This is a genomic window from Colwellia ponticola (genome assembly GCF_005885605.1).
In the GTDB taxonomy this organism is placed as follows: Bacteria; Pseudomonadota; Gammaproteobacteria; order Enterobacterales; family Alteromonadaceae; genus Colwellia; species Colwellia ponticola.
Window position 1 is genome coordinate 74,517 of sequence record NZ_SZVP01000006.1, and the last position, 19,882, is coordinate 94,398.

At 35.2% G+C, this 19,882-nt stretch carries 17 protein-coding genes and 1 pseudogene; 12 read left to right on the plus strand and 6 right to left on the minus strand.

From position 1 onward, the window contains the following. Positions 1-2 precede the first annotated feature (2 nt). The 6 genes from FCS21_RS08525 (at position 3) to FCS21_RS16795 (ending at position 5,026) form a co-directional block, all read left to right on the plus strand. Positions 3-659 (plus strand): magnesium chelatase domain-containing protein, encoded by a 657-nt coding sequence (locus tag FCS21_RS08525; protein ID WP_246047135.1) that lies wholly within the window; start codon positions 3-5, stop codon positions 657-659. A 41-nt stretch (positions 660-700) separates the two neighbouring features. Next, positions 701-877 carry a hypothetical protein gene (locus FCS21_RS16790; protein WP_171035667.1) on the plus strand — a complete coding sequence of 59 codons (177 nt, stop codon included), beginning with the start codon at positions 701-703 and terminating at the stop codon, positions 875-877. A 163-nt stretch (positions 878-1,040) separates the two neighbouring features. Next, positions 1,041-2,306, plus strand: coding sequence for a DNA cytosine methyltransferase (locus tag FCS21_RS08530; RefSeq protein ID WP_171035668.1), 1,266 nt, complete (start codon positions 1,041-1,043; stop codon positions 2,304-2,306). Beyond that, positions 2,303-3,391 (plus strand): HpaII family restriction endonuclease, encoded by a 1,089-nt coding sequence (locus FCS21_RS08535; protein ID WP_138622398.1) that lies wholly within the window; start codon positions 2,303-2,305, stop codon positions 3,389-3,391. Before FCS21_RS08530 ends, FCS21_RS08535 begins: the two co-directional genes overlap by 4 nt. Positions 3,392-4,006: 615 nt before the next feature. Continuing rightward, positions 4,007-4,849: a hypothetical protein gene (locus tag FCS21_RS08540; RefSeq protein WP_138622400.1), complete on the plus strand. Its 843-nt coding sequence runs from the start codon at positions 4,007-4,009 to the stop codon at positions 4,847-4,849. A gap of 9 nt (positions 4,850-4,858) precedes the next feature. Continuing rightward, positions 4,859-5,026: a hypothetical protein gene (locus FCS21_RS16795; protein ID WP_171035669.1), complete on the plus strand. Its 168-nt coding sequence runs from the start codon at positions 4,859-4,861 to the stop codon at positions 5,024-5,026. Here FCS21_RS16795 and FCS21_RS08545 read toward each other — a convergent pair. After that, positions 5,023-7,077 carry a relaxase/mobilization nuclease domain-containing protein gene (locus FCS21_RS08545; protein ID WP_138622402.1) on the minus strand — a complete coding sequence of 685 codons (2,055 nt, stop codon included), beginning with the start codon at positions 7,075-7,077 and terminating at the stop codon, positions 5,023-5,025. The two genes, FCS21_RS16795 and FCS21_RS08545, sit on opposite strands and share 4 nt — an antisense overlap. Next, complete coding sequence (gene mobC / locus FCS21_RS08550; RefSeq protein WP_138622404.1) at positions 7,077-7,472, minus strand: plasmid mobilization relaxosome protein MobC; 396 nt, start codon at positions 7,470-7,472, stop codon at positions 7,077-7,079. Before mobC ends, FCS21_RS08545 begins: the two co-directional genes overlap by 1 nt. A 382-nt stretch (positions 7,473-7,854) precedes the next feature. On the opposite strand from mobC, the gene FCS21_RS16800 reads away from it, so the two are divergent. From FCS21_RS16800 to FCS21_RS08560, 3 genes are read left to right on the plus strand one after another with little or no spacing between them, the layout of a single operon-like run. Continuing rightward, positions 7,855-7,992, plus strand: a complete 138-nt coding sequence (locus FCS21_RS16800; RefSeq protein WP_171035670.1) for a hypothetical protein — start codon at positions 7,855-7,857, stop codon at positions 7,990-7,992. Positions 7,993-7,995: 3 nt separating this feature from the next. Further along, the gene (locus FCS21_RS08555; protein ID WP_138622406.1) at positions 7,996-8,205 is read left to right on the plus strand and encodes a hypothetical protein; all 210 of its coding nucleotides are present in this window, start codon (positions 7,996-7,998) and stop codon (positions 8,203-8,205) included. Positions 8,206-8,220: 15 nt separating this feature from the next. Next, a complete protein-coding gene (locus tag FCS21_RS08560) occupies positions 8,221-8,496 on the plus strand; it encodes a hypothetical protein (RefSeq protein ID WP_138622408.1) in 276 nt (91 codons plus the stop codon). Positions 8,497-8,528: 32 nt separating this feature from the next. Here the strand turns inward: FCS21_RS08560 and FCS21_RS08565 are convergent, their stop codons facing one another. Then, complete coding sequence (locus FCS21_RS08565; protein WP_138622410.1) at positions 8,529-10,367, minus strand: recombinase family protein; 1,839 nt, start codon at positions 10,365-10,367, stop codon at positions 8,529-8,531. Positions 10,368-10,415: 48 nt separating this feature from the next. Here FCS21_RS08565 and FCS21_RS08570 point away from each other — a divergent pair. Continuing rightward, positions 10,416-11,294, plus strand: a pseudogene (locus FCS21_RS08570) (YifB family Mg chelatase-like AAA ATPase); the annotation flags it as partial. Positions 11,295-11,334: 40 nt separating this feature from the next. Here the strand turns inward: FCS21_RS08570 and ilvY are convergent. Further along, positions 11,335-12,213: an HTH-type transcriptional activator IlvY gene (gene ilvY / locus FCS21_RS08575; protein ID WP_138622412.1), complete on the minus strand. Its 879-nt coding sequence runs from the start codon at positions 12,211-12,213 to the stop codon at positions 11,335-11,337. A 189-nt stretch (positions 12,214-12,402) separates the two neighbouring features. Between ilvY and ilvC the strand changes: the two genes are divergently transcribed. Together ilvC and ppnP are read left to right on the plus strand one after the other, a co-directional pair. Further along, the gene (gene ilvC, locus FCS21_RS08580; RefSeq protein ID WP_138622414.1) at positions 12,403-13,884 is read left to right on the plus strand and encodes a ketol-acid reductoisomerase; all 1,482 of its coding nucleotides are present in this window, start codon (positions 12,403-12,405) and stop codon (positions 13,882-13,884) included. 162 nt (positions 13,885-14,046) lie between these two features. Then, positions 14,047-14,361, plus strand: a complete 315-nt coding sequence (gene ppnP / locus FCS21_RS08585; RefSeq protein WP_138622416.1) for a pyrimidine/purine nucleoside phosphorylase — start codon at positions 14,047-14,049, stop codon at positions 14,359-14,361. Positions 14,362-14,493: 132 nt separating this feature from the next. Here ppnP and FCS21_RS08590 read toward each other — a convergent pair whose 3' ends face one another. Together FCS21_RS08590 and FCS21_RS08595 are read right to left on the minus strand one after the other, a co-directional pair. Then, positions 14,494-15,108: an outer membrane beta-barrel protein gene (locus tag FCS21_RS08590; RefSeq protein ID WP_138622418.1), complete on the minus strand. Its 615-nt coding sequence runs from the start codon at positions 15,106-15,108 to the stop codon at positions 14,494-14,496. Beyond that, positions 15,108-19,553: an Ig-like domain-containing protein gene (locus FCS21_RS08595; RefSeq protein WP_138622420.1), complete on the minus strand. Its 4,446-nt coding sequence runs from the start codon at positions 19,551-19,553 to the stop codon at positions 15,108-15,110. Before FCS21_RS08595 ends, FCS21_RS08590 begins: the two co-directional genes overlap by 1 nt. Between the last annotated feature and the right edge of the window lie 329 nt (positions 19,554-19,882).

Consider the following 19,882-nt stretch of genomic DNA (forward strand, 5'->3'; position numbering starts at 1 on the left):
TTATGTCACTTTCTTGTGTGTATAGTCGAGCTCGAATAGGTCTTGAATCACCACTTGTTACCGTTGAAGTTCACCTAGCTAATGGTCTACCGGCATTTAATATTGTCGGCTTACCAGAGACCTCAGTTAAAGAGTCAAAAGATAGGGTACGCAGCGCAATAATTAACTGCGGCTATGAGTTCCCGGCAAAGCGAATAACGGTCAACCTTGCGCCAGCGGATTTACCTAAAGAGGGCGGGCGCTTTGATTTGCCCATTGCTATTGGTATTTTGGCGGCATCAGAGCAACTACCTCCCGTTGACTTATCTCAATATGAATTTGCTGGCGAGCTAGCACTATCGGGCGAGCTCAGAGCTATTGTCGGTGAAATACCGGTAGCGATGGCCAGTAGTCAAAGCCAGCGAACGCTAATTATCCCAAGTCAAAATACCGAACAAGCCAGTTGGGTTAAGCAAGCAAAAATTCATGCGATAAACCATCTTACACAACTGTTCGCTCATTTTTCCGGTCAGCAAATATTACCGTTAGTGTCAGAACAACTTATCGCTGAAGAATTTGTTGAACAAGAGCAAACGCTTGATATGAGTGAGGTCATGGGTCAACCTCTGGCTAAGCGCGCTTTAGAAATTGCGGCAAGTGGTGGCCATAATTTATTGTGATTATGTCGTAATCCTAATTATTTATTTAGAGGAATTCAAGGATGAATATTATTAAAATAGAAAGAATTAAATATTTAACAGATCAATTTAATTTAAAATCAATTACAGAAGAAGAATTAACCGAACTTAACCACCTACAAGCTGAATGGCTTGATATAGGTGATTTAGGTCAGAAAGAAGATATTGCAATAGAGAGGAGTATTAAAAGTATAAATTGATCCAGCACCTAAACCTATACACTTTTTACGAGATGTTTACATCTGTAAATCATACTTTATAAGCGAAATTATCTAATAAGTAATGTATAATATTTTATCAAATTAAAGCCCTGTATTTTTATACAGTATGGTAAGCTGTGATAAATAACTACAAGGTCTATTTATGATAATTACAGATGGTTTCTTAAAAGAAACATTAGATAATAAAAAGTTTAAAAAAGAGTTTTCTAATCAACAGGATATGATCGCCTCTTTAACTCACTTTTTACATAATAAAAGTGCAGTGTACTCTGAACATTTTAAAGCGGAAGCTCTTAACTTTATAAAGTCGCTATTATCGTGGAAGTTTCCAGACAAGGAAATCTCTGAAAAGATGCTCAACGATGCCTTAAATACGATTGCAGATAGTTCAAGTATGGATTACCCATTTCCAACATCTGAAAACTCACACTTTACTTTTATAGATTTATTTGCAGGTATTGGTGGTTTTAGACTGGCCTTACAAAATATTGGCGGTAATTGTGTTTTCTCAAGTGAATGGGACGCTTTTTCAAAACAAACTTATAAAGCTAACTTTGGGAAGTTGCCGTTTGGTGATATTACATTACCAGAGACAAAAGCCGCTATTCCTAAATCATTTGATGTTTTATGTGCAGGTTTTCCTTGCCAAGCATTCTCTATTGCAGGAAAGAGAGGGGGCTTTGAAGACACTAGGGGAACTCTTTTCTTTGATGTTGCAGAAATTATTAAAAAACATAAACCAAAAGCATTTTTATTAGAAAATGTTAAAGGGTTAACTAATCACGATAAAGGGAAGACTTTAGCGACAATTTTGAATGTATTAAGAGAAGATCTTAATTACTTCGTTCCTGACCCTCAAATTATAAACGCAAAAGATTTTGGTGTTCCACAAAATCGAGAGAGAATATTTATAGTAGGCTTTAGAAAAGACTTAAATATTAACTCATTTAAATACCCTAAACCATTAGATGTAAGTCCAAGCGTTAGTGATATTCTTGAAAAAGAAGAGGTCTCTGTAAAGTATTACTTATCAAAACAATACTTATCTACATTAGTAAATCATAAAAAACGCCACGAAGATAAAGGTAATGGTTTCGGTTATCAAATATTAGAAAATAACGGTATTGCTAACGCTGTAGTCTGTGGTGGAATGGGGCGAGAACGCAATCTAATTTTGGATCATAAGCTAACAAACTTTACACCCGTAACGAAAATTAAGGGCGAAGTTAACCGTGAGGGAATACGAAAAATGACCCCTAGAGAGTGGGCAAGGTTGCAGGGCTTCCCTGATACTTATGAAATTGTTGTTTCAGATGCTCAAGCATATAAACAATTTGGAAACTCTGTTGCTGTTCCTGCAATTCAAGCAACAGCTCAAGAAATATTAAATTTATTGGACTTAAAATGAGCATCAAAGGGAATATCGGAGAGTGGAGTGAGATTTACACACTTTTAAAAGTATTAGGTGATGAAACACTATTTGCTGGTGATGAATCTCTAGAGAAACTTAAAGATGTAGTTTATCCAGTGCTTAAAGTATTAAGAACGGAATCAACAGGCGATTTTGAATATTCTTTAAATCAAAACGTAGTATTTATTACAAGTAATGGTGAAGAGTTATTAAATCTACCTGTATCAGAGTTTGCTTTAAAAGCGCAAAAAACATTAGAAAAAATTATTGAGAATAAAAAACAAAAAAATACCACGTTTTCAATTCCAGAAATTGAAACATTTATGAGCCTGATTCACTGTAAATCATTAAAAGCTTCATCAAGTCAAAAAACAGATATAACAATTGTTATACACGATGAAAAAACAAATCAACAACCAGTGCTTGGTTTTAGTATTAAATCTCAACTTGGTGGAGCTTCAACTTTATTAAATGCAGGAAAAACAACAAACTTTTGTTATAAAGTTGACGGACTTAGTTCTGCTGATGTGATTGAAATAAATGCTATTGGGAACCCTAGTAAGATTTTAAAGCGAGTAGAAAAAATTACAGAACTTGGTGGAACATTTGAGTTTAATAAAATACTTAATAATATTTTTTCAAATAACTTAGTGTTAATTGATAGCCTCTTACCTCAAATAATTAGCGAGATACTTCTTAGCTTCTATACAACAAGTTCTAAAACAGTAATTGACTTAGTTAAATTATTAGAAGAGTTGAACCCTCTTAATTTTGATAATTCCAATAAACACCTTTTTTATACTTACAAAGTGAAAAAAATGCTTACGGATATCGCACTAGGCTTAACTCCTGCAAAGGTATGGACTGGTCAATATGATGCAACAGGTGGGTATTTAATTGTTAAAGATGATGGTGATGTACTATGTTACCACCTATACAATAGAAATGAATTTGAAGATTACTTATTTTCAAATACTAAATTAGAGACCGCAAGTACAAGCAGGTATAAGTTTGGTGAACTTTATGAGGAATCAGGTAGTATTTATTTAAATTTAAATTTGCAAATTAGATTTATTAAATAGTTTATTACAGAATACCCTATTTAATATTATCCAATCACCCCTGTAAGTTACTTTCTTTAAATGCCTATCTATCTGATAGGCGTTCATCAAAAAACATCTAATAAAGCCATTTTAGATAAGTTAGCTTTAATAATTTATCTTTATGCTCATTTCGCAAGCTCAAATCGCCAAACCAGAAAGCGGCTTTGCCGCAATGCTCTTTAAAATGTTTTTGAATAAAAATAAATCTCAATTTCAGTCTTTATTAAAGGATCTTTGTTAATAATCTGAGTTAGTCTTTTAGTGTGTATTATTAGGATGTTAAGTTGTTGCATTTTGTATATGTTGAGTTGTTGCAAGTGGAGCTGTTGACTTGTTACGCCTGTGTATGTTGAGTTGTTGCATTACTGCTTTGTTTGACTTCTATTTTTAAAATGATAGTTATATATCTATGGACGTAAAAAAAGCCACTTGGCGGTGGCTTGATTAAATTGAACTTTCTCTGTGTCAGGAGATAACTATATATTTAACACCTATTTAAATATTGTAAAGTGAAATCGGGTGTAAATATTATTGTATCTCTTATTAATTGTTGAAGTTCAAGCGTTTTATTTAACCATTAATGAGAGACAAATTATGAAAAATAATAAAAACACTAACACATTTTTAGCAGTTCCAAACGACATTATGAATACAAAACACCCATTACATTACGAATTATTAAACTTTGATACTAATATTGAATTAAAGCTTTTTATTGCAATATTAGCTAAATCCACAATGATTTATAAAAGCAATAAGAAGAAAGGAATACAAACTTTCTCTATCCAAGGTATTCTTGGAAAAGATAGTTTCATTCCAAGATCGAAATCAATTAATCACGAAAATTTATTAAAAATAATAAATAGCTTTAACAGTAAGTTTTTCAATTTTTTATTGCTAGAAAAGAAACAAATTCAGTTTGAGCTTTCTAACAAATATATAAAAACATTAAACAGTGGTTTTACTAATTTAAACCTGATGGATTTAAAAAAGCATAAAGATTTAAAAACCACTAAACTGGCGATGCTTACAACAATTTACCCAAGCACAACTAAAAACCCCAAGCCATATTTTCATTTAAATTATCTTTGTGAATATTTAAAAATTAATGAAACATTGAAACGTTTTGAAAAAATAAGACAAATTAAAAAAGCATTTTCAAAATTAGAAAATATAGAATTTGAGTATAAACACCCTGTAAATCAGAATGCCGAAGAATTACCAGAACATTACAAATTTCACTATAAAACTCTAACTAAAAAAAATGACGAAATTAAAGAAACAGAGGTAGAAATTAAACCTAATGTTGACTCTACTGAAAGAGAGAAAGCGATTGATAAAACTTTTAATGAAGATTTTGATTTAGATGAATTGCTAAAAGAACATAAAGAACCAAACCCTGTTGAAAAAAATGATGTTTATGACATACCATTTTGAGGTTAAAAAATGTTGATTAATTCGCCAGAAACTCATGAGCTAGCTTTGCTAGTTCTTGAAGTGTTAGAAGAAAATAACGCTGAAAATGTGATAGCTTTTGATATATTATTTAATGAAATATACGAGTATGAAGAAACAGCGCCAGAACTTACTGAATTCAATTCAAGATTTGTTTAAATCCTATTTCCTGAATGTCTTTTATTTATGTTTTTTGGTGCTATTTTTTTAGTAACTTTTGGGATTGATATTTTATTAGCTGCTTTTCGTTTTTCTTCAATTTTGATTTTTTCTTGTTCTTCTTTATTTTTTAGCTCACTAACTTCAATAGCTTTTTGTAATGAATGACCATCTTTTAAAAGTGAATTTATGACAGTTAAATCTTCTTTATGTTCTTTTAATTGTTGTTTAACAAAAACTAAAGCTTCTTTTTTATCGTCTTTATGAATTAAGTTATGATCAATTAATTTTATTAAGTTATCTTTTGATAATAGTTCATCTCCAATAATTTCTTTAAGCTCTGACATTTTTAAAGTCGGCTCATTTGTCGAAAAGAAAAATAAATCATCTTTATTTTCTTGGTATGCAACAGCCATACAACGTTGTATAAGATCTTTATTATCTGATTTTGCATTGCTCCAATTTTCATTTCTAGCTAAACGATAAGCAAGCTTCAAATCGTGATCATTACTAAACTGACCAAACGAAATTTTGTTTTTTTCTGCATTGATTTTTAAGTTGTGATTGTGCGGATATTTATCAGAATCTTTTTTATTATAAAAGATGGACGTTGAACCATCTGGATTGATTTTTTGTTTGTAGTTTTTATTGAGTTTTTCAATATTTAAAATAGGTGTCTCCGATGGAGACAGTTTATTAGTAATTTCACCAAATCCAGTTTCACCAGTCAAAAGAGCGAATAAATCAGGATCATTTTTTTTGATTTTGCCAAAAGTAAGATATGAGTTTACTTTACCCCCTGCCATTGAAATACCGCTATTTAAATCATTAAATGAAATACCGCCTTGTCCGTTTTGACGATAAGTAATACAAGCCTCTATATCGTTATCGTTGAGCGTTTTTAAGAATGTTTCAGCAGTTTTTGAACTACGGTAAGCATTATTTGTTAAGTCTCTAAAATCATTATATAGCTTGTCCTTTTTGGCATTTTCGTTAATGCCTTTTTTATCGTCTTTGATTTCAGCGACAACAGCTTTTTCTTTTTTTAGATTTGAACTTATAGCATCTTCAATTTTTATAATCTGTTTATAAATATCATTTTCTTTAACATCAGCAGATTTATTTATTCTGTGAATTTGTTCTTTTTCCTCTTTTAATTTTTCACTCCTCTCAAAAATATCTACTTCGGCAAAGTTAGTAATATATTTTTGCCAAAGCGTATAACGGACTGGTTGTTCTAACTGAGATATTGAGTTTTGAAGTGTTGAAATGTCATTAGTTCTTTTTGTGTGAACTTTATTTTTTTGCTGATAAAGTGCTTTTTCTTGTTTTCTATCATCAGAGATTTTTTTCTTTAAACTTTGGAAATATTTAATATTGCCTTTTTTATCAATTTTAATTTTATAATCTATGTCTTTATTTTTAGCTATTTTTGAATTGTTATTATTCCCTTGCGGAACATATACACGCTTATATTTTCCATCAACTTTTTTATTAATCCAATTGTCGGGGGTATTTTTGCCAGTCAAAACCAAGTTATGCTTTTTCTCAAACTTTTGTAGAAAATTATTCATAGTATGAAAATCATTAGATTTCTTTTGATACTTTCCTTGATCATCATGTAGCCCACGCACTAGATGGAAATGAAGTTTATTTTTATCTGTGTCAATTTGTGGCCATAACATTTGAGGCGCACCATTGGGATTTGCTTTTTTAGCAACTTCCAAAGCTAATTCCGTAGCTTTTTTCATTCCTAATTTTTCATCATCTTCCATTTCAAATGAAATTGTTGAGTGTTCATAAATATATTTTTGTCGTTTATTTGTTGATAATTTTGAATTAGCTTCAATGCTTAAAACAAAATCATCCATCAAGTTTTGATATTCAACAGTATCAAGAACGCTTTCACAACCTCCAACATTTGAATGAACATCAATTAATCTTGGATTGTCTTTGTTGTTAATTCCTTTCTTGTCGTTAGTGTTGTATCTAATAATATTTCTAAGGTTTCTTAATGTCTTACCATTATGCAGTGATATAAATACAGCCATTATTTTTTACTCCTAATTTTAAAATTAGGAATGACTTTTTTACAGAAATAATTTTTTACTTTTATAGATTCACGCCTAAAATCATTAACTTCTTTTAAATCCCGATCATCAATTTGTTTATTTTGATTTGCTATTTTTGCTATTTGATTTAAGTTGATTCCGATTTTTTGTAAATGATTAACTAACTTTAATGAGTGTCCTGTTTCATCAACTAAAACTTTTCTGTAAGAAGTTCTATCATCGTGCAGGTGTATTAAAACATCTTGCCAAGTTGCAAATTTATTGAGTGTTTTTAATTCAATAAATTGATTGTAAACATCTTCATTTAATCTAATTTTGATTACTTTGTTTTTTGGTTTTATCTCTTTTTTCTTGTCCTTTTTTTTATTACTCATCACTAAAAATCCTTTAATATTATCCAAATGCAATGCGGAAATATTGATCTTTAATGCTTTAATTACTTATCTTTTAATCGTTTCATTTTCGAAGAAAATCAAGAGGTTTTGGGGACCCAAAGCCATATCTTGCAATATATCCTTTATTATCGTTTTATCATTCAAGGAATTATTGTCAAATTAGTATAGGTTTTTGTTTTTATTGGCCTTCGGCTAATTGCTCGCAAGCTCGCTTTTCTGAAATTTTTGATTATCTCCTTATTCGCATTTTATTTAGGCGACATCTGTATACCGTTTTTTTATTTCTGTTGTCAGTATTGACAACTTAAAAAGAAATGATACGACATTAATAATAGTTAATTAAATTTTGAGGAGAATAATAATGAATAAAACTTATTGTGGTTGGACGAAAGAAGAAATATACGAGGCTGAAAATAGTGGTGATTATTATATTCCAACGGAAGTTTTAATTGCTTTTGAAAATGATGATTATGATGGTTCTGATGAGTGGAGTGAATAAATTATGTTATTAAATGATTTTCAAATTGAAATGCTTTTAGACAACATTGAAGAATTAGCATACTTCAATCAAGAGTTTAACGAAGAAAAAGAGACTCAATATGTTTTTGATTTTCTTCAATCATTACTTTCAACTATTGAATATAATTCAAATATTGAAGAGTCAAAAAAAGAAGAAATAAAAGAAAGATTTAAAAAATACGATATTTTATAAAAAAGGGGAATAAAAATGGAAGATACTAATTTATTTGAAACACAAGGAATGCTTTTTGAGTTTTTTAAATCGGAACTTTCAAAAAAAGATTTATTTATCTTTTTTCAAATGTATCTTTATAGAAATAAATACGACAAATTTTCTTTTGAAAAATATACTTGTTCCCAAGAAGTTATATTTAAGTGTGATAAATCTAATTTTTCAAGAAGTGTTAAAAAATTAATAGCTGCACAATGGCTAATTAAAATAAATACAAATGAATATGAATTATTGTATCACCAACCTTTTTAACTTGTTGTTGTCGAAGTTGACAACAACAAGTATTAAGTAATCTTTAATTTTATTAATAATTGAGTCGTTTTCTCTATTTGATAAATAATTTTATCGAATAGCTCAATATCTTGATCAAGAATTATTTTGTTAATTAATTTATTTATTCTATTGAGATAATTATCTAATTTTTTATTTTTAATATTTTTAGTTTCATCAAGTAAAGCAATAAAGTTCTCTTGAATTTGCCAAATCATCGGGTCGATAGGCGTAGGAACTCCGTTCAAGCGTTTATAGCTAACTTCTCCACTTGGCAAGGTGCAACCACCGAAATTATAATTTTCATCTAAAATGATTGTATGAACGTGTTTATCTTTCATTTTAAAGATAATAAAAGGACAATGATCATAAATAAAATATGCACTCTCAATTTTATTTAATAGATAACTATTAAAGTTTATTCTGTTTGAATATAACTTTGTTTTATCTTCTTCAAGAATTACATCATTATATAAATCATCATATTTATATTCGGGTTTGAAAGTTAAAATTTTATCTTCAAGATTATTAATTTCTAAACTGTAATTTTCTATATCTTTTGATAATTCACTTATTTTATTTTGTATTGGTAAAGCTGTGAAATCTCCCATTAGTAAAAAATTAAGATCATTACTCGCTTTTTCGTTTAAATCTTGAAGTTTAGCAAGCCTTAAATTTAGTTCTGTGGGTGGTTCAGGCTTTGGCATAAAGCCATTTTCTGTTGTAAGGTGCAATAGCATTAATTCAAGCGGTAAATACTTATAATGCTTATTTTGAGAACATTCACCGCCTCTTTTCGAGTTAGCACAAGTTAAATATTTACCACCTTTAACTCTATCATTTCCTTTATTTACAAACTCCATTTTTCCATCACAATGCCCGCATTTTATAAAACTTCTATATAAGTTTGAAAAGTGTTCATTGCTTAACTTGCCACGCCCGACCACTCTACTTTTTCTTGCTATTTGTGCTTTTAAAAAAGTTTCTTCATCAATAACTTGAGGATAATAATCTAAAATAGGATCTCCTAGAGGTTTACGCTTTTTATCTCCTATACCTCCGTGTTTACCGATGTGTGGCTGATATTCACCAAGAACTGATTTATCTGTCAAAATACGAGATACGCTTGTTCTCGCCCACAATTTACTTTTAGAGGTTGGAGTAGGAAATTGATCAAGATTATTGTTTAACTGCCTTACAAGCTGGGTTACGCCTACACCCTCAATACATTTATCATAAATATATTTTATTATTTCAACACGATCTTTTTTTATATGGAATGTGGCTTTATCTTTTGACAAATTCAGCCAGTGAGGAATTAAAGAAGTTAACTTTTTAGTTTGTATGTTTTCACGCCTTTCGTCCCAACTTTCTTTAAGTCTTTTTTGTTTTGTAGAGCTTTCATTGTAAGCTCTCGACATTATGACAAGGCTCGTAATGATGTCTAACATTTGATTATCATTTTTTTCTGCTACATCATCTTCATCATCTTTGATATGTAGGTATTTTTTCTCATCTTGCGTTGTATAAATATTTACATATTCTAATAAATGCAAAAATTGTCTCATTGCGACATTTATTTTTTTGCGTGATAATCGATCTAAATTTTCAACAATAAGAAGAGAACCTTTTTCAATTTTTCCTGTTTCACAATCTTGAATAAATCTTTTCAAATTTTCTTGATCACCAGAAAAACCTGAAATACCCAACTCTTTATAAATTGACAACTCTTGATCTAATTCATAACCATTTTTATCACAATACGCTTGTGTCGCTGCTAGTTGTCGTCTAAAACTGTCGCCTTTGGCTTGTTGCGGAGAAGAGTAACGAATATATGAATATGCTTTTTTCATTGCTTAAAATACCATTTAATAGCTTTATGCGGATTATAACATAACTAGTTATTTATTGGTCCACCTGGCACCGGAAAAACCATGTTAGCGAGTCGTTTGGCGGGTATTTTACCGCCGATGACGGAAGAAGAAGCGTTGCAAGTTGCCGCTATTCAATCAATTAGTCATCAAGATATAACGCGTAAATCTTGGTTTACTCGACCTTTTCGTGCGCCACATCATACCGCGTCATCGGCGGCTCTAGTCGGTGGCGGCAGTCAACCCCGACCAGGAGAAATTACCTTAGCGCATAACGGCGTACTGTTTTTAGATGAGTTGCCAGAATTTGAACGAAAAGTGCTAGACGTATTACGAGAGCCAATGGAGTCAGGTGAAGTCACTATTTCTCGAGCTCTGCATAAACAGTGTTTTCCTGCGCGCTTTCAATTAATTGCCGCGATGAATCCTAGCCCTACCGGTTTTTATAACGACCAGCGTAGTACACCAGAGCAGGTATTACGCTATTTAAACCGCTTATCAGGGCCTTTTCTTGACCGTATTGATCTGCAAATTGAAGTCGCTCGACTACCACGGGGTACATGGGCGCAGAGCACACAACAAAATGAGTCTAGTGCAAAAATACAGCAGCGAGTCCAAGCATGCCGAACAAGACAACTGCAACGACAGGGCAAGGCGAATGCCCATATTAGCAGTAGCGAATTGAAAAGCTATTGTGGATTAAGTACTCAAGACAATGAATTTTTAGAACTTGTTGTAGAGAAGCTTGGTTTATCGACGCGTGCCCATCATAAAATTTTAAAAATTGCCCGCACCCTTGCCGATATGGAAGGCAGTGAAGATATTAGCCATCAACACCTTGTTGAGGCGTTATCTTACCGCGCTATGGACAGACTACTGCGACACTTAACGGGTAGTGTGTCGATTTAGTATGTAGTTAGTTGCAAGGTTTAGCGGCGTTAATAAGACGTTAAGCAATAGACGAAAAAAATGCTTTGATCAGCGGCTGAGCTCTTGATTGATTCAAACAACAAACGCCTAAATCAAAAGGTTCAATATCGCCGATATTCTCAAGGTTAGTGACTTTATCTTTTACCGGGCTGTTATCAACAACAACTTGCGGCACTATGCCTACACCACAACCTAACGCTACCATACTCACTAGCGCTTCGTGGCCAGAGACGGTTGCGTAGATATTGGGTTTGCCTTGCTGCTTTTTTCGATACCAAAGTTCAAAGCGCTTTCGAGCCGCGCCATGCTCAGGCAAAATAATAGGAATGTCAGACCAACTCAGTATTTTTTGACTCAGTTGCTGCTGAACCTTACATATCATTGTTGGCGCTATTATCGCCAGCGCTATGGTATCAAGATGATGAAAGTAGACACTGCGGGGCAAATGCTCTGGGGCAGCAGCAATGGCAAAATCGACTGATTTATTGTGAACTTGTTCAAGAGCATCGGCCGGATCTCCGGTGATTAACATTATTTCTACTAACGGGTGTTGCACACGAAAGCGCTCAAGCAAGGGCGGTAAATGACTATAGGCTGCGGTCACTGAGCAGTAAATATGAAGCTTACCGGTTAATGCCGTTTGTTTATGTTCGAGAGATTGTTTGAACGAATGCCATTGCTCAAGCTGATGCTCAGCATAAATTTTAAATTTTTTGCCCGTATCGGTTAGTACTACTGTGCGATTGTCGCGATGTAATAACTCCCCACCTACTTCATCTTCTAGCCGTTGAATAGCTCTACTTAGCGTTGACGGACTTATATGGTGCGCTTGTGCGGTTTTACCAAAATGTAAGCTTTTACTTAAATGGGCAAACATCGCTAGTGCTTTTTGATCCATGTTAACTCTCTTGGTTGTGTTGCAATAAACGCAACGTAGTGGTGCGAATATATCACTTTTTGCAACATCAAGGCTAGGGTATGATGGCTTCATTGTAAGAATATTACAAAAAATATTGTCAGTAACTCTGACTCACATCATCAATAAATATAATTTAGTGATTTTATTAAGACATTCGAAGGAAGCAGCATGAGCAATTATTTTAATACTTTAAGTTTACGTGAAAAATTAGGCCAGTTAGGCAAATGTCGTTTTATGAAGCGTGAAGAGTTCAACGATGGCTGTAACTTCATCAAAGATTGGAACATTGTTATTGTTGGTTGTGGTGCGCAAGGTTTAAATCAAGGCTTAAATATGCGTGATTCAGGTTTAAATATTTCTTATGCATTACGTGATGCCGCTATCAGTGAGAAACGTCAATCATGGCAGTGGGCTACTGAAAATGGTTTTACCGTTGGTAATTACGCTGAATTAATTCCTCAAGCAGACTTAGTATTAAACTTAACACCTGATAAGCAACATACTTCAGCGGTTAATGCGGTAATGCCGTTAATGAAAAAAGGCGCTACTTTATCTTATTCACACGGTTTCAACATCGTTGAAGAAGGTATGCAAATTCGCCCTGATATTACCGTTGTTATGGTTGCTCCTAAATGTCCAGGTACTGAAGTACGTGAAGAATACAAACGTGGTTTTGGTGTACCAACACTTATCGCGGTTCACCCAGAAAATGATCCGCAAGGCAATGGCTTAGCTATTGCTAAAGCCTACGCAAGTGCAACAGGTGGTGATAGAGCGGGTGTTTTACAATCTTCTTTCATCGCTGAAGTTAAATCTGACTTAATGGGTGAGCAAACTATCCTGTGTGGTATGTTGCAAACAGCGGCTGTTTTAGGCCATAAGCAATTAGTTGCTCAAGGTATCGACGCAGCTTACGCACGTAAATTACTACAATACGGTTTAGAAACAACCACTGAAGGTCTTAAGCACGGCGGCATCACTAACATGATGGACCGTTTATCAAACCCTGCGAAAATCAAAGCGTTTGATATGTCTGAAGAATTAAAAGTTATTCTACGTCCGTTATTTGAAAAGCATATGGATGACATCATTGAAGGTCGCTTCTCTGAAACGATGATGGCTGATTGGGCTAATGATGATATTAACTTATTAACATGGCGCGCAGAAACAGCAGAAACTTCATTTGAATTAGCACCTGATTGTGACACTGAAATCACTGAACAAGAATACTACGATAAAGGTATCTTTGTTGTTGCTATGATCAAGGCAGGTGTTGAACTAGCCTTTGAAGCTATGGTTGCAGCTGGTATCATTGAAGAGTCAGCATACTATGAGTCACTTCATGAAACGCCATTAATTGCTAACTGTATTGCTCGTAACAAGCTTTATGAAATGAACGTTGTTATTTCTGATACAGCTGAGTACGGTAACTACTTGTTTACGCACGCTGCAGTACCATTACTTGAAGACTACGCTGCTAACTTAACGTTAGAGCAATTAGGTGAAGGCCTAAAAGATAGTTCAAACAATGTTGATAATGCACGTTTAATTGAAGTGAATGAAGCAATTCGCAGTCACGGCGTTGAAGTGATTGGTAAAGAGCTTCGTGGTTACATGACTGATATGAAAAAAATTGCTAGTGCAAAATAATGTTATTTTAGCGCGAAACGTTTAATGTCGAGTTACTTTTCAAATAACTCGTAATTAAATAACGCTTTAAATAATGATACTAAGCAAATAAAACGGTACTTGAGATTAATTCGGTACCGTTTTTTATTTTTAAATAATTTAAAACTTAATAAGGAAGATACCATGTCTGATTTTAAAGAAGTAACTATTAACAGAGCCGCTAACGTATATTTTGACGGTAAAGTAACCAGCCGAACCATCACTTTTAGCGATGGCAGCTTTAAAACGCTTGGTATTATGCAAGCGGGTGAGTACAACTTTGGCACCAAAGAAGCTGAATTAATGGAAATTACTGCAGGTGATTGTGAAATTTTACTTGCGGGTGCTACACAGTGGCAAACTATTAAAGGCGGCGAGTCTTTCAATGTTGACGCTAACAGTTCTTTTGATATTAAAGCGAAAACAGTTATCGATTATTGTTGTACTTATATAAGCTAATCACTTTCCGTGCTGCTGTTTTAGAGCAGTACATGATAAGTAACCCTAAAAGCACCTAACTTATTGGTGCTTTTTTTAGTTTTTGACATTGTAGAAAAAGCCCTAGAGTAGATCTAGGGCTTGTATTCATCATTAAAAAGCGTAGCTTAGCGCTATATTAATGTTATCAACATCAGTATCTGATAGTTGAAAGCGTTGCCAATTAGTCGAGATAGCCCAACGTTCACTGACTTGATAACGCGCGCCAACACTTAAAAATAAGTCGGTGCCAGTATCATCGGTTGCTATGGTGTTATTGTCAAAAGTGCTGGTTAACTCGGCTTTCCAATTGAACAAACCTAGTTGTAAATCAAGTGCTATATTTTCACTGACCCAGAACTTATGGCCTGCCGATAAGGTAAAACCATTACCAAGTACCGGTCCTATATTTGTTAATTCTTGTTTAAGCGTGCCTGCTTGCAGCGTGTCTGCGGTTAAGGTGACACTGGCGTTGCCTAAATCTAAGTAGCCTGCACTCACATACCAATGTTTATCAAATAGATAGGCAATGTTGGTATTGATACTGATGCCTGAATCATCAAGGGAAACAATGTGCAGTTGTTCACCTGAGGGAGTAATAGAAAGTTGCGTATCGGCAGTGCTATGACCTACACCTAGCGTAAGCTCCCATTGTGTACCATTCGCAACGGCTGTTGAGCTCATCACGAATATCGCCATTGCTGACATAGTCACCATAATTTTTTTCATTAGTTTGAGCCTTTTAATAAACGTACTGATATATAGCGATTGATAACCAATAAGCTAAGCATCAACACTATCCAGCTAGGCAATGAGCCACCAGACGATTTATTCGTTACCGTAATTGTTTCATAAGCTTGTACCGACACGGTAACAATGCCTGTTACGTCAACACCGTTACCGTCGCTTACGTTATATTCAATAGTATCAACACCTTCAAAGCCTACTTTAGGGGAGTACACTAATTGGTTACCTTTAATCACCACACTGCCATGTTTCGCAAAGGCACTACTGATAGTTAATGGGTCGTTGTCAGCATCAGTATCGTTGGCTAACGCATCAATGGTGATAGTGGTGCGATCGTTAGTTGACGTATTATCAGCAGCGACTTCAGGCAAGGTATTGCTAATAACTTTCACCGATACTTGTGCGCTTGCAACGCCGCCATTACCATCGGTAATGCTGTAAGTAATCAAATCGTTACCGAGAAAGTTAGGCGCGGCCGTATAGGTGAGCAGAGCCTCGTCTTTAATAACCACGTCACCGAAATTCACATTAACACTTGAAATGACTAATGTATCACCGTTTGCATCAGAGTCGTTCGCAAGCACATCAATATCAATTGACTCGTTCCAGAACACCTCAATACTATCGGTTGTTGCAATTGGTGCAGTATTGCCACTGTTTAATACGGCAACACCACCAGGGTCAACAATGGCATTGTTGATCATGCCATCATCATCGTTTGGTCCGCCATCGCTCAGTGTTAACTGCACACACCAATGACCTGCAGTCAGACCTGGAGTCCACTGAGCAGCATTAGGTGGAGGACAAAAACCAGGCTCTCCTAAGGTTGAATATATCGCGTTATATTCATCTTCAACAAAATTAACCCAAGTGTTATCGTTATTTAATTTGCGATAAATAGCGTTGTTTGGAATAGGCGCGTGTTGCGGGAATACTACTTGATACGTTTGACCTGCTTGTGGTAATCCGTAAGCGATAAAGTCAAATACACCACCAATATTGGCGGCTAACGTGTCATCACCCAAGGTGTTTTCAATTTCGGTATTACTTAATAAGGCACCACCACTTTGTGCACTGGCAACAGAATTACCTTTGCGTAAACAAACCCCTGGCTCACCTTCAACTAAGAAGCCTTTTTGATTAGTGATGTGCGAAGGTAATACATTACACGCATTAATCGCATCGAGATAATTTGGAATGCCGTCACCGTCCTCATCACTATAGCCTTCGGCGTTATCAGGAATTAAATCGCCATCAGTATCGGTGCTAGCTAAGGCAGTTAGTGCATTAACTACTTCAATATAAACATTGGCTTGTGTGGTTTTAGTGGGTTCGCCATTATCACTTACCTCGACACTGAGTAAATACACCCCCACATCAAGTTCACTTGGGTTGATATTGACTACTTTCGAGCTTTCGCCGCTAATCATATTGTTAACGTCACTGTCAGTACTGTGCCATATAAAGCTATGCATATCTGACACATTTAAGTCGGTTACTAAAGCTTCAATGACAGCGCTACCAGCATTTTTGGCGAATAGTAAACGTTGCTCAGTATCTTGCGTTACCAGTAAACTTACTTCTGGTGCAGCATTACCTTCAGTAATAGTAATTATCTGAGTTGCATTAGCGGAGGCATTGATTTCAGAGTCAATCGTGATAACAATAGTTTCAACATCTTCATCAAGGCCGTCATCAAAAATATTGAAGCTAACTGATGCGCTATTGGTTTCATCAATGCTAACAGAGTCAGCGATTAAGTCGTGGTCTGAGCCACTACTTGCACTACCACTAACCGTAAAAGGTACTTCAACAGGATAAGTGGGTGATTGTCCATTTAAGATAAAGTTAACAGTAACACTTGAGCCTTCAATTACGGTTTGGTCTTTTGATATAGACACCAACGGGTGCACGGTAACCGTTTGTGCCGCGATAGTTTGATTACCTAAGCGATCAACTGATTGCCAATAAGCCTTGTTATTGCCTGGCGCAAACATAATGTTGCCGTCAAGCAGATAAACCGGTAATGCCTGACCGTTAATATTAACGGCAGTGGCAACACCTAATTCGGCTTTAGTATATAAACCCGTGGCATTAATGACGATATCATCAGGTAAGGTGATGACGGGTGCATCAGGGTCAGTACTACCCCCAAGGGTTAACACTACATTGGCTTTATCACTGCCATTATTACCGTCGCTAATGGTGTAAGATAAATTAACAACACCGGCATACCCTTGCTCACCAATATAGGAAACAGATGCGTCGTTGATACTTACTTGACCAATATCAGCCGATATTGCCATGACTGTTAAGATATCACCATCTACATCTGTATCATTGCTCAGTAATGACAACGCGTATTGGTTATTCGCGGCTTTAGGAAGTGCAATAGTATCATCGACAGCATCTGGTTTATCATTGACTGGATTCACCGTAATAGAAACAGTGGCTTGTGTAGAGTCAACCTCGCCATCATTGGCAATAAAGTTAAAGCTGTCATCACCAAAGTAATTAGCGCCTGGCGTATACTGCCAATTATCACCCACTTGCTCTAGTGAACCATTGCTTGGCAGACTGGTGATGGTAATAGCTAAGACGTCGCCGTCTAGGTCACTTACAGATAACATAAAGGTTGTCACGCCATCTTCATCAACTGAAATACTCTCACTATTTGCTACTGGTACATCATTAACTTTTTTAACGGTAATACTAAAAGCTGCTAACGAAGCGCTACTGGTATCAGTATCAGATACCGTGATAACAATACCTGAAAAAACACCTGAATTACCGTTACCTGGCGTGCCTGTTAACGCACCCGTTGCGCTGCTAAAGGTTGCCCAGCTTGGTTTATTGGTAATACTAAAGGTTTTAGTATCACCGGTATCAACATCGGTCACGGTTGGTATAAAACTATAGGCGGCATCTTCTGCAACCGTTGTAGCAGGCGAGCCTGAAATAACGGGTGCATCGTTGGTATTTGTTACGGTAATGTTGAAACTCAGGCTATCTGTTGCTCCAGCTTTATCGGCAACGGTAATTACAATGCCGGTGACAGTACCTATATTGGCCTGTGTTGGCGTGCCCGTTAACGCGCCCGTTGCGGTGCTAAAGGTTGCCCAGCTTGGTTTATTGGTAATGCTAAAGGTTTTAGTATCACCGGTATCAACATCGGTCACGGTTGGTATAAAACTATAGGCAGTATCTTCTGCAACTGTTGTAGCAGGCGAGCCTGAAATCACGGGTTTATCGTTCACCGACGCAATATTGAAGGTAAGTGTTTTCGTTGTTTCACCTAGAGTGCTTTCCTTCGCTAGAACGATAATAGTCCCCGCGTTAATGCCATTTAAATTAGGTGTGGGAGTGAATGTGAGGCTGTTCAGAGCGTTGTTTACATCAACTAAAGCGCCAGAAAACCTAATAAGGCTATCATCTAAGCCGTCGCCGCTCAGCAAGTTTATTCCTGTAGTATCTATTGAAATGTTACCGCCATTAGCGCTTAAAGTAACTTCTTGATTTTCACAATCGACATCAGTTATTTCAATGTCGTCACTAATAGCAACATTAGTTTCATCTTCGCTCACAATTGGTAATGGTGGCAGGTTTATTGAAGGTGGGCTGGGCAAACTTAAATTTATATCGTCAAAATAAAGACTAAAAATGTCTCTGGTAAAGTTGGTAATTCGAAATTCATCAATATCTGCAAACTCTGGGGTATCAGCAAAGCATATTTTTGATAATGCTTTATTACTAATGGAGAATGTTTTTAAAGCACCAACAACCTGACTACCATCTTTATAGCCGACAACATCAAAAACCACAGGGTTTCTTGTACTTATATCACTGGGGTAAACTTTAAAGTTATTTAAAAAAAACTCTGAGCGATCATTCGAACTGAACGCTACATCGATTAATTTATTCGTCCGCCCCTGATCTCTACCTGAAATAGAGTCTGTGTCACTAGTAATGTGTGAATCATTATGTATACCAATTGCAGCGTATTGCCCAGGTTCATTATCTCCCGTAACTGAAAAGTCCCAGCCGGTGCCTAAAATATTTTTAGCCAATGCTGTTGGGTTCGCATTCACGAATTGACCATCAGAAGCGCTGACCAAACCATCAAAGGTGGTTATTGTACTGGGCGCCAAATTCCTTAATGCTAGAGTTAGCACAAGAGTTGATTCACTCTGGATATTATAATCACTTAATGTCCTATCATTTTCTAATTCTTTTATGCCAAAATGAAGGCGTTGCTGATCTGGAGGAATGCCCTCTTTATCTTGGATTTTAGCTTTTACGTTTTCAATCGAGTCACCTGCTTCAACTTCTAAAGCAATCTTTTTTTCTGTTGATGTTTCGACAAAAATTAGCATAGCTTGTAAATTAAAAGAGCAAAACATGAAGAGGACAATGGTTATTAATTTCATTATGTGTTTACCTTTGTTCGTAATGTACTTGCCGGCATTGAAAATGCCGAGCTAAGCAATAGGGTTGAGAAAACATAAAGGCTATATTGCTTAAAATGTTTTTTATATTTTTTTAGGGAAAGCTTGAAAACGTTTGCGGTAACAGCGCATTGCCATTTTTTTAAAAGCCAGTTCATAATTTAATTAATACCTTTAAAACTGTGATACGGATGTAGTGTGTAATGGGTAACCAAAAGATTGACAAGGGTGGGGTGTTAATCAGTTAGGTGTGAGTATTCTCAACGGATAATTTTACCTGTGATCTGGTGGCAGTAGTTATAGTTGATTGT

Coding starts and splice junctions, on each gene's coding strand:
- FCS21_RS16795 (WP_171035669.1), top strand. CDS start 4,859: ATGTTGATTAATTCGCCAGAAACTCATGAGCTAGCTTTGCTAGTTCTT.
- FCS21_RS08535 (WP_138622398.1), top strand. CDS start 2,303: ATGAGCATCAAAGGGAATATCGGAGAGTGGAGTGAGATTTACACACTT.
- mobC (WP_138622404.1), bottom strand. CDS start 7,472: ATGAGTAATAAAAAAAAGGACAAGAAAAAAGAGATAAAACCAAAAAAC.
- FCS21_RS08525 (WP_246047135.1), top strand. CDS start 3: ATGTCACTTTCTTGTGTGTATAGTCGAGCTCGAATAGGTCTTGAATCA.
- ppnP (WP_138622416.1), top strand. CDS start 14,047: ATGTCTGATTTTAAAGAAGTAACTATTAACAGAGCCGCTAACGTATAT.
- FCS21_RS08540 (WP_138622400.1), top strand. CDS start 4,007: ATGAAAAATAATAAAAACACTAACACATTTTTAGCAGTTCCAAACGAC.
- FCS21_RS16790 (WP_171035667.1), top strand. CDS start 701: ATGAATATTATTAAAATAGAAAGAATTAAATATTTAACAGATCAATTT.
- FCS21_RS08565 (WP_138622410.1), bottom strand. CDS start 10,367: ATGAAAAAAGCATATTCATATATTCGTTACTCTTCTCCGCAACAAGCC.
- FCS21_RS08590 (WP_138622418.1), bottom strand. CDS start 15,108: ATGAAAAAAATTATGGTGACTATGTCAGCAATGGCGATATTCGTGATG.
- FCS21_RS08555 (WP_138622406.1), top strand. CDS start 7,996: ATGTTATTAAATGATTTTCAAATTGAAATGCTTTTAGACAACATTGAA.
- FCS21_RS08545 (WP_138622402.1), bottom strand. CDS start 7,077: ATGGCTGTATTTATATCACTGCATAATGGTAAGACATTAAGAAACCTT.
- FCS21_RS08530 (WP_171035668.1), top strand. CDS start 1,041: ATGATAATTACAGATGGTTTCTTAAAAGAAACATTAGATAATAAAAAG.
- FCS21_RS08595 (WP_138622420.1), bottom strand. CDS start 19,553: ATGAAATTAATAACCATTGTCCTCTTCATGTTTTGCTCTTTTAATTTA.
- ilvY (WP_138622412.1), bottom strand. CDS start 12,213: ATGGATCAAAAAGCACTAGCGATGTTTGCCCATTTAAGTAAAAGCTTA.
- FCS21_RS08560 (WP_138622408.1), top strand. CDS start 8,221: ATGGAAGATACTAATTTATTTGAAACACAAGGAATGCTTTTTGAGTTT.
- ilvC (WP_138622414.1), top strand. CDS start 12,403: ATGAGCAATTATTTTAATACTTTAAGTTTACGTGAAAAATTAGGCCAG.
- FCS21_RS16800 (WP_171035670.1), top strand. CDS start 7,855: ATGAATAAAACTTATTGTGGTTGGACGAAAGAAGAAATATACGAGGCT.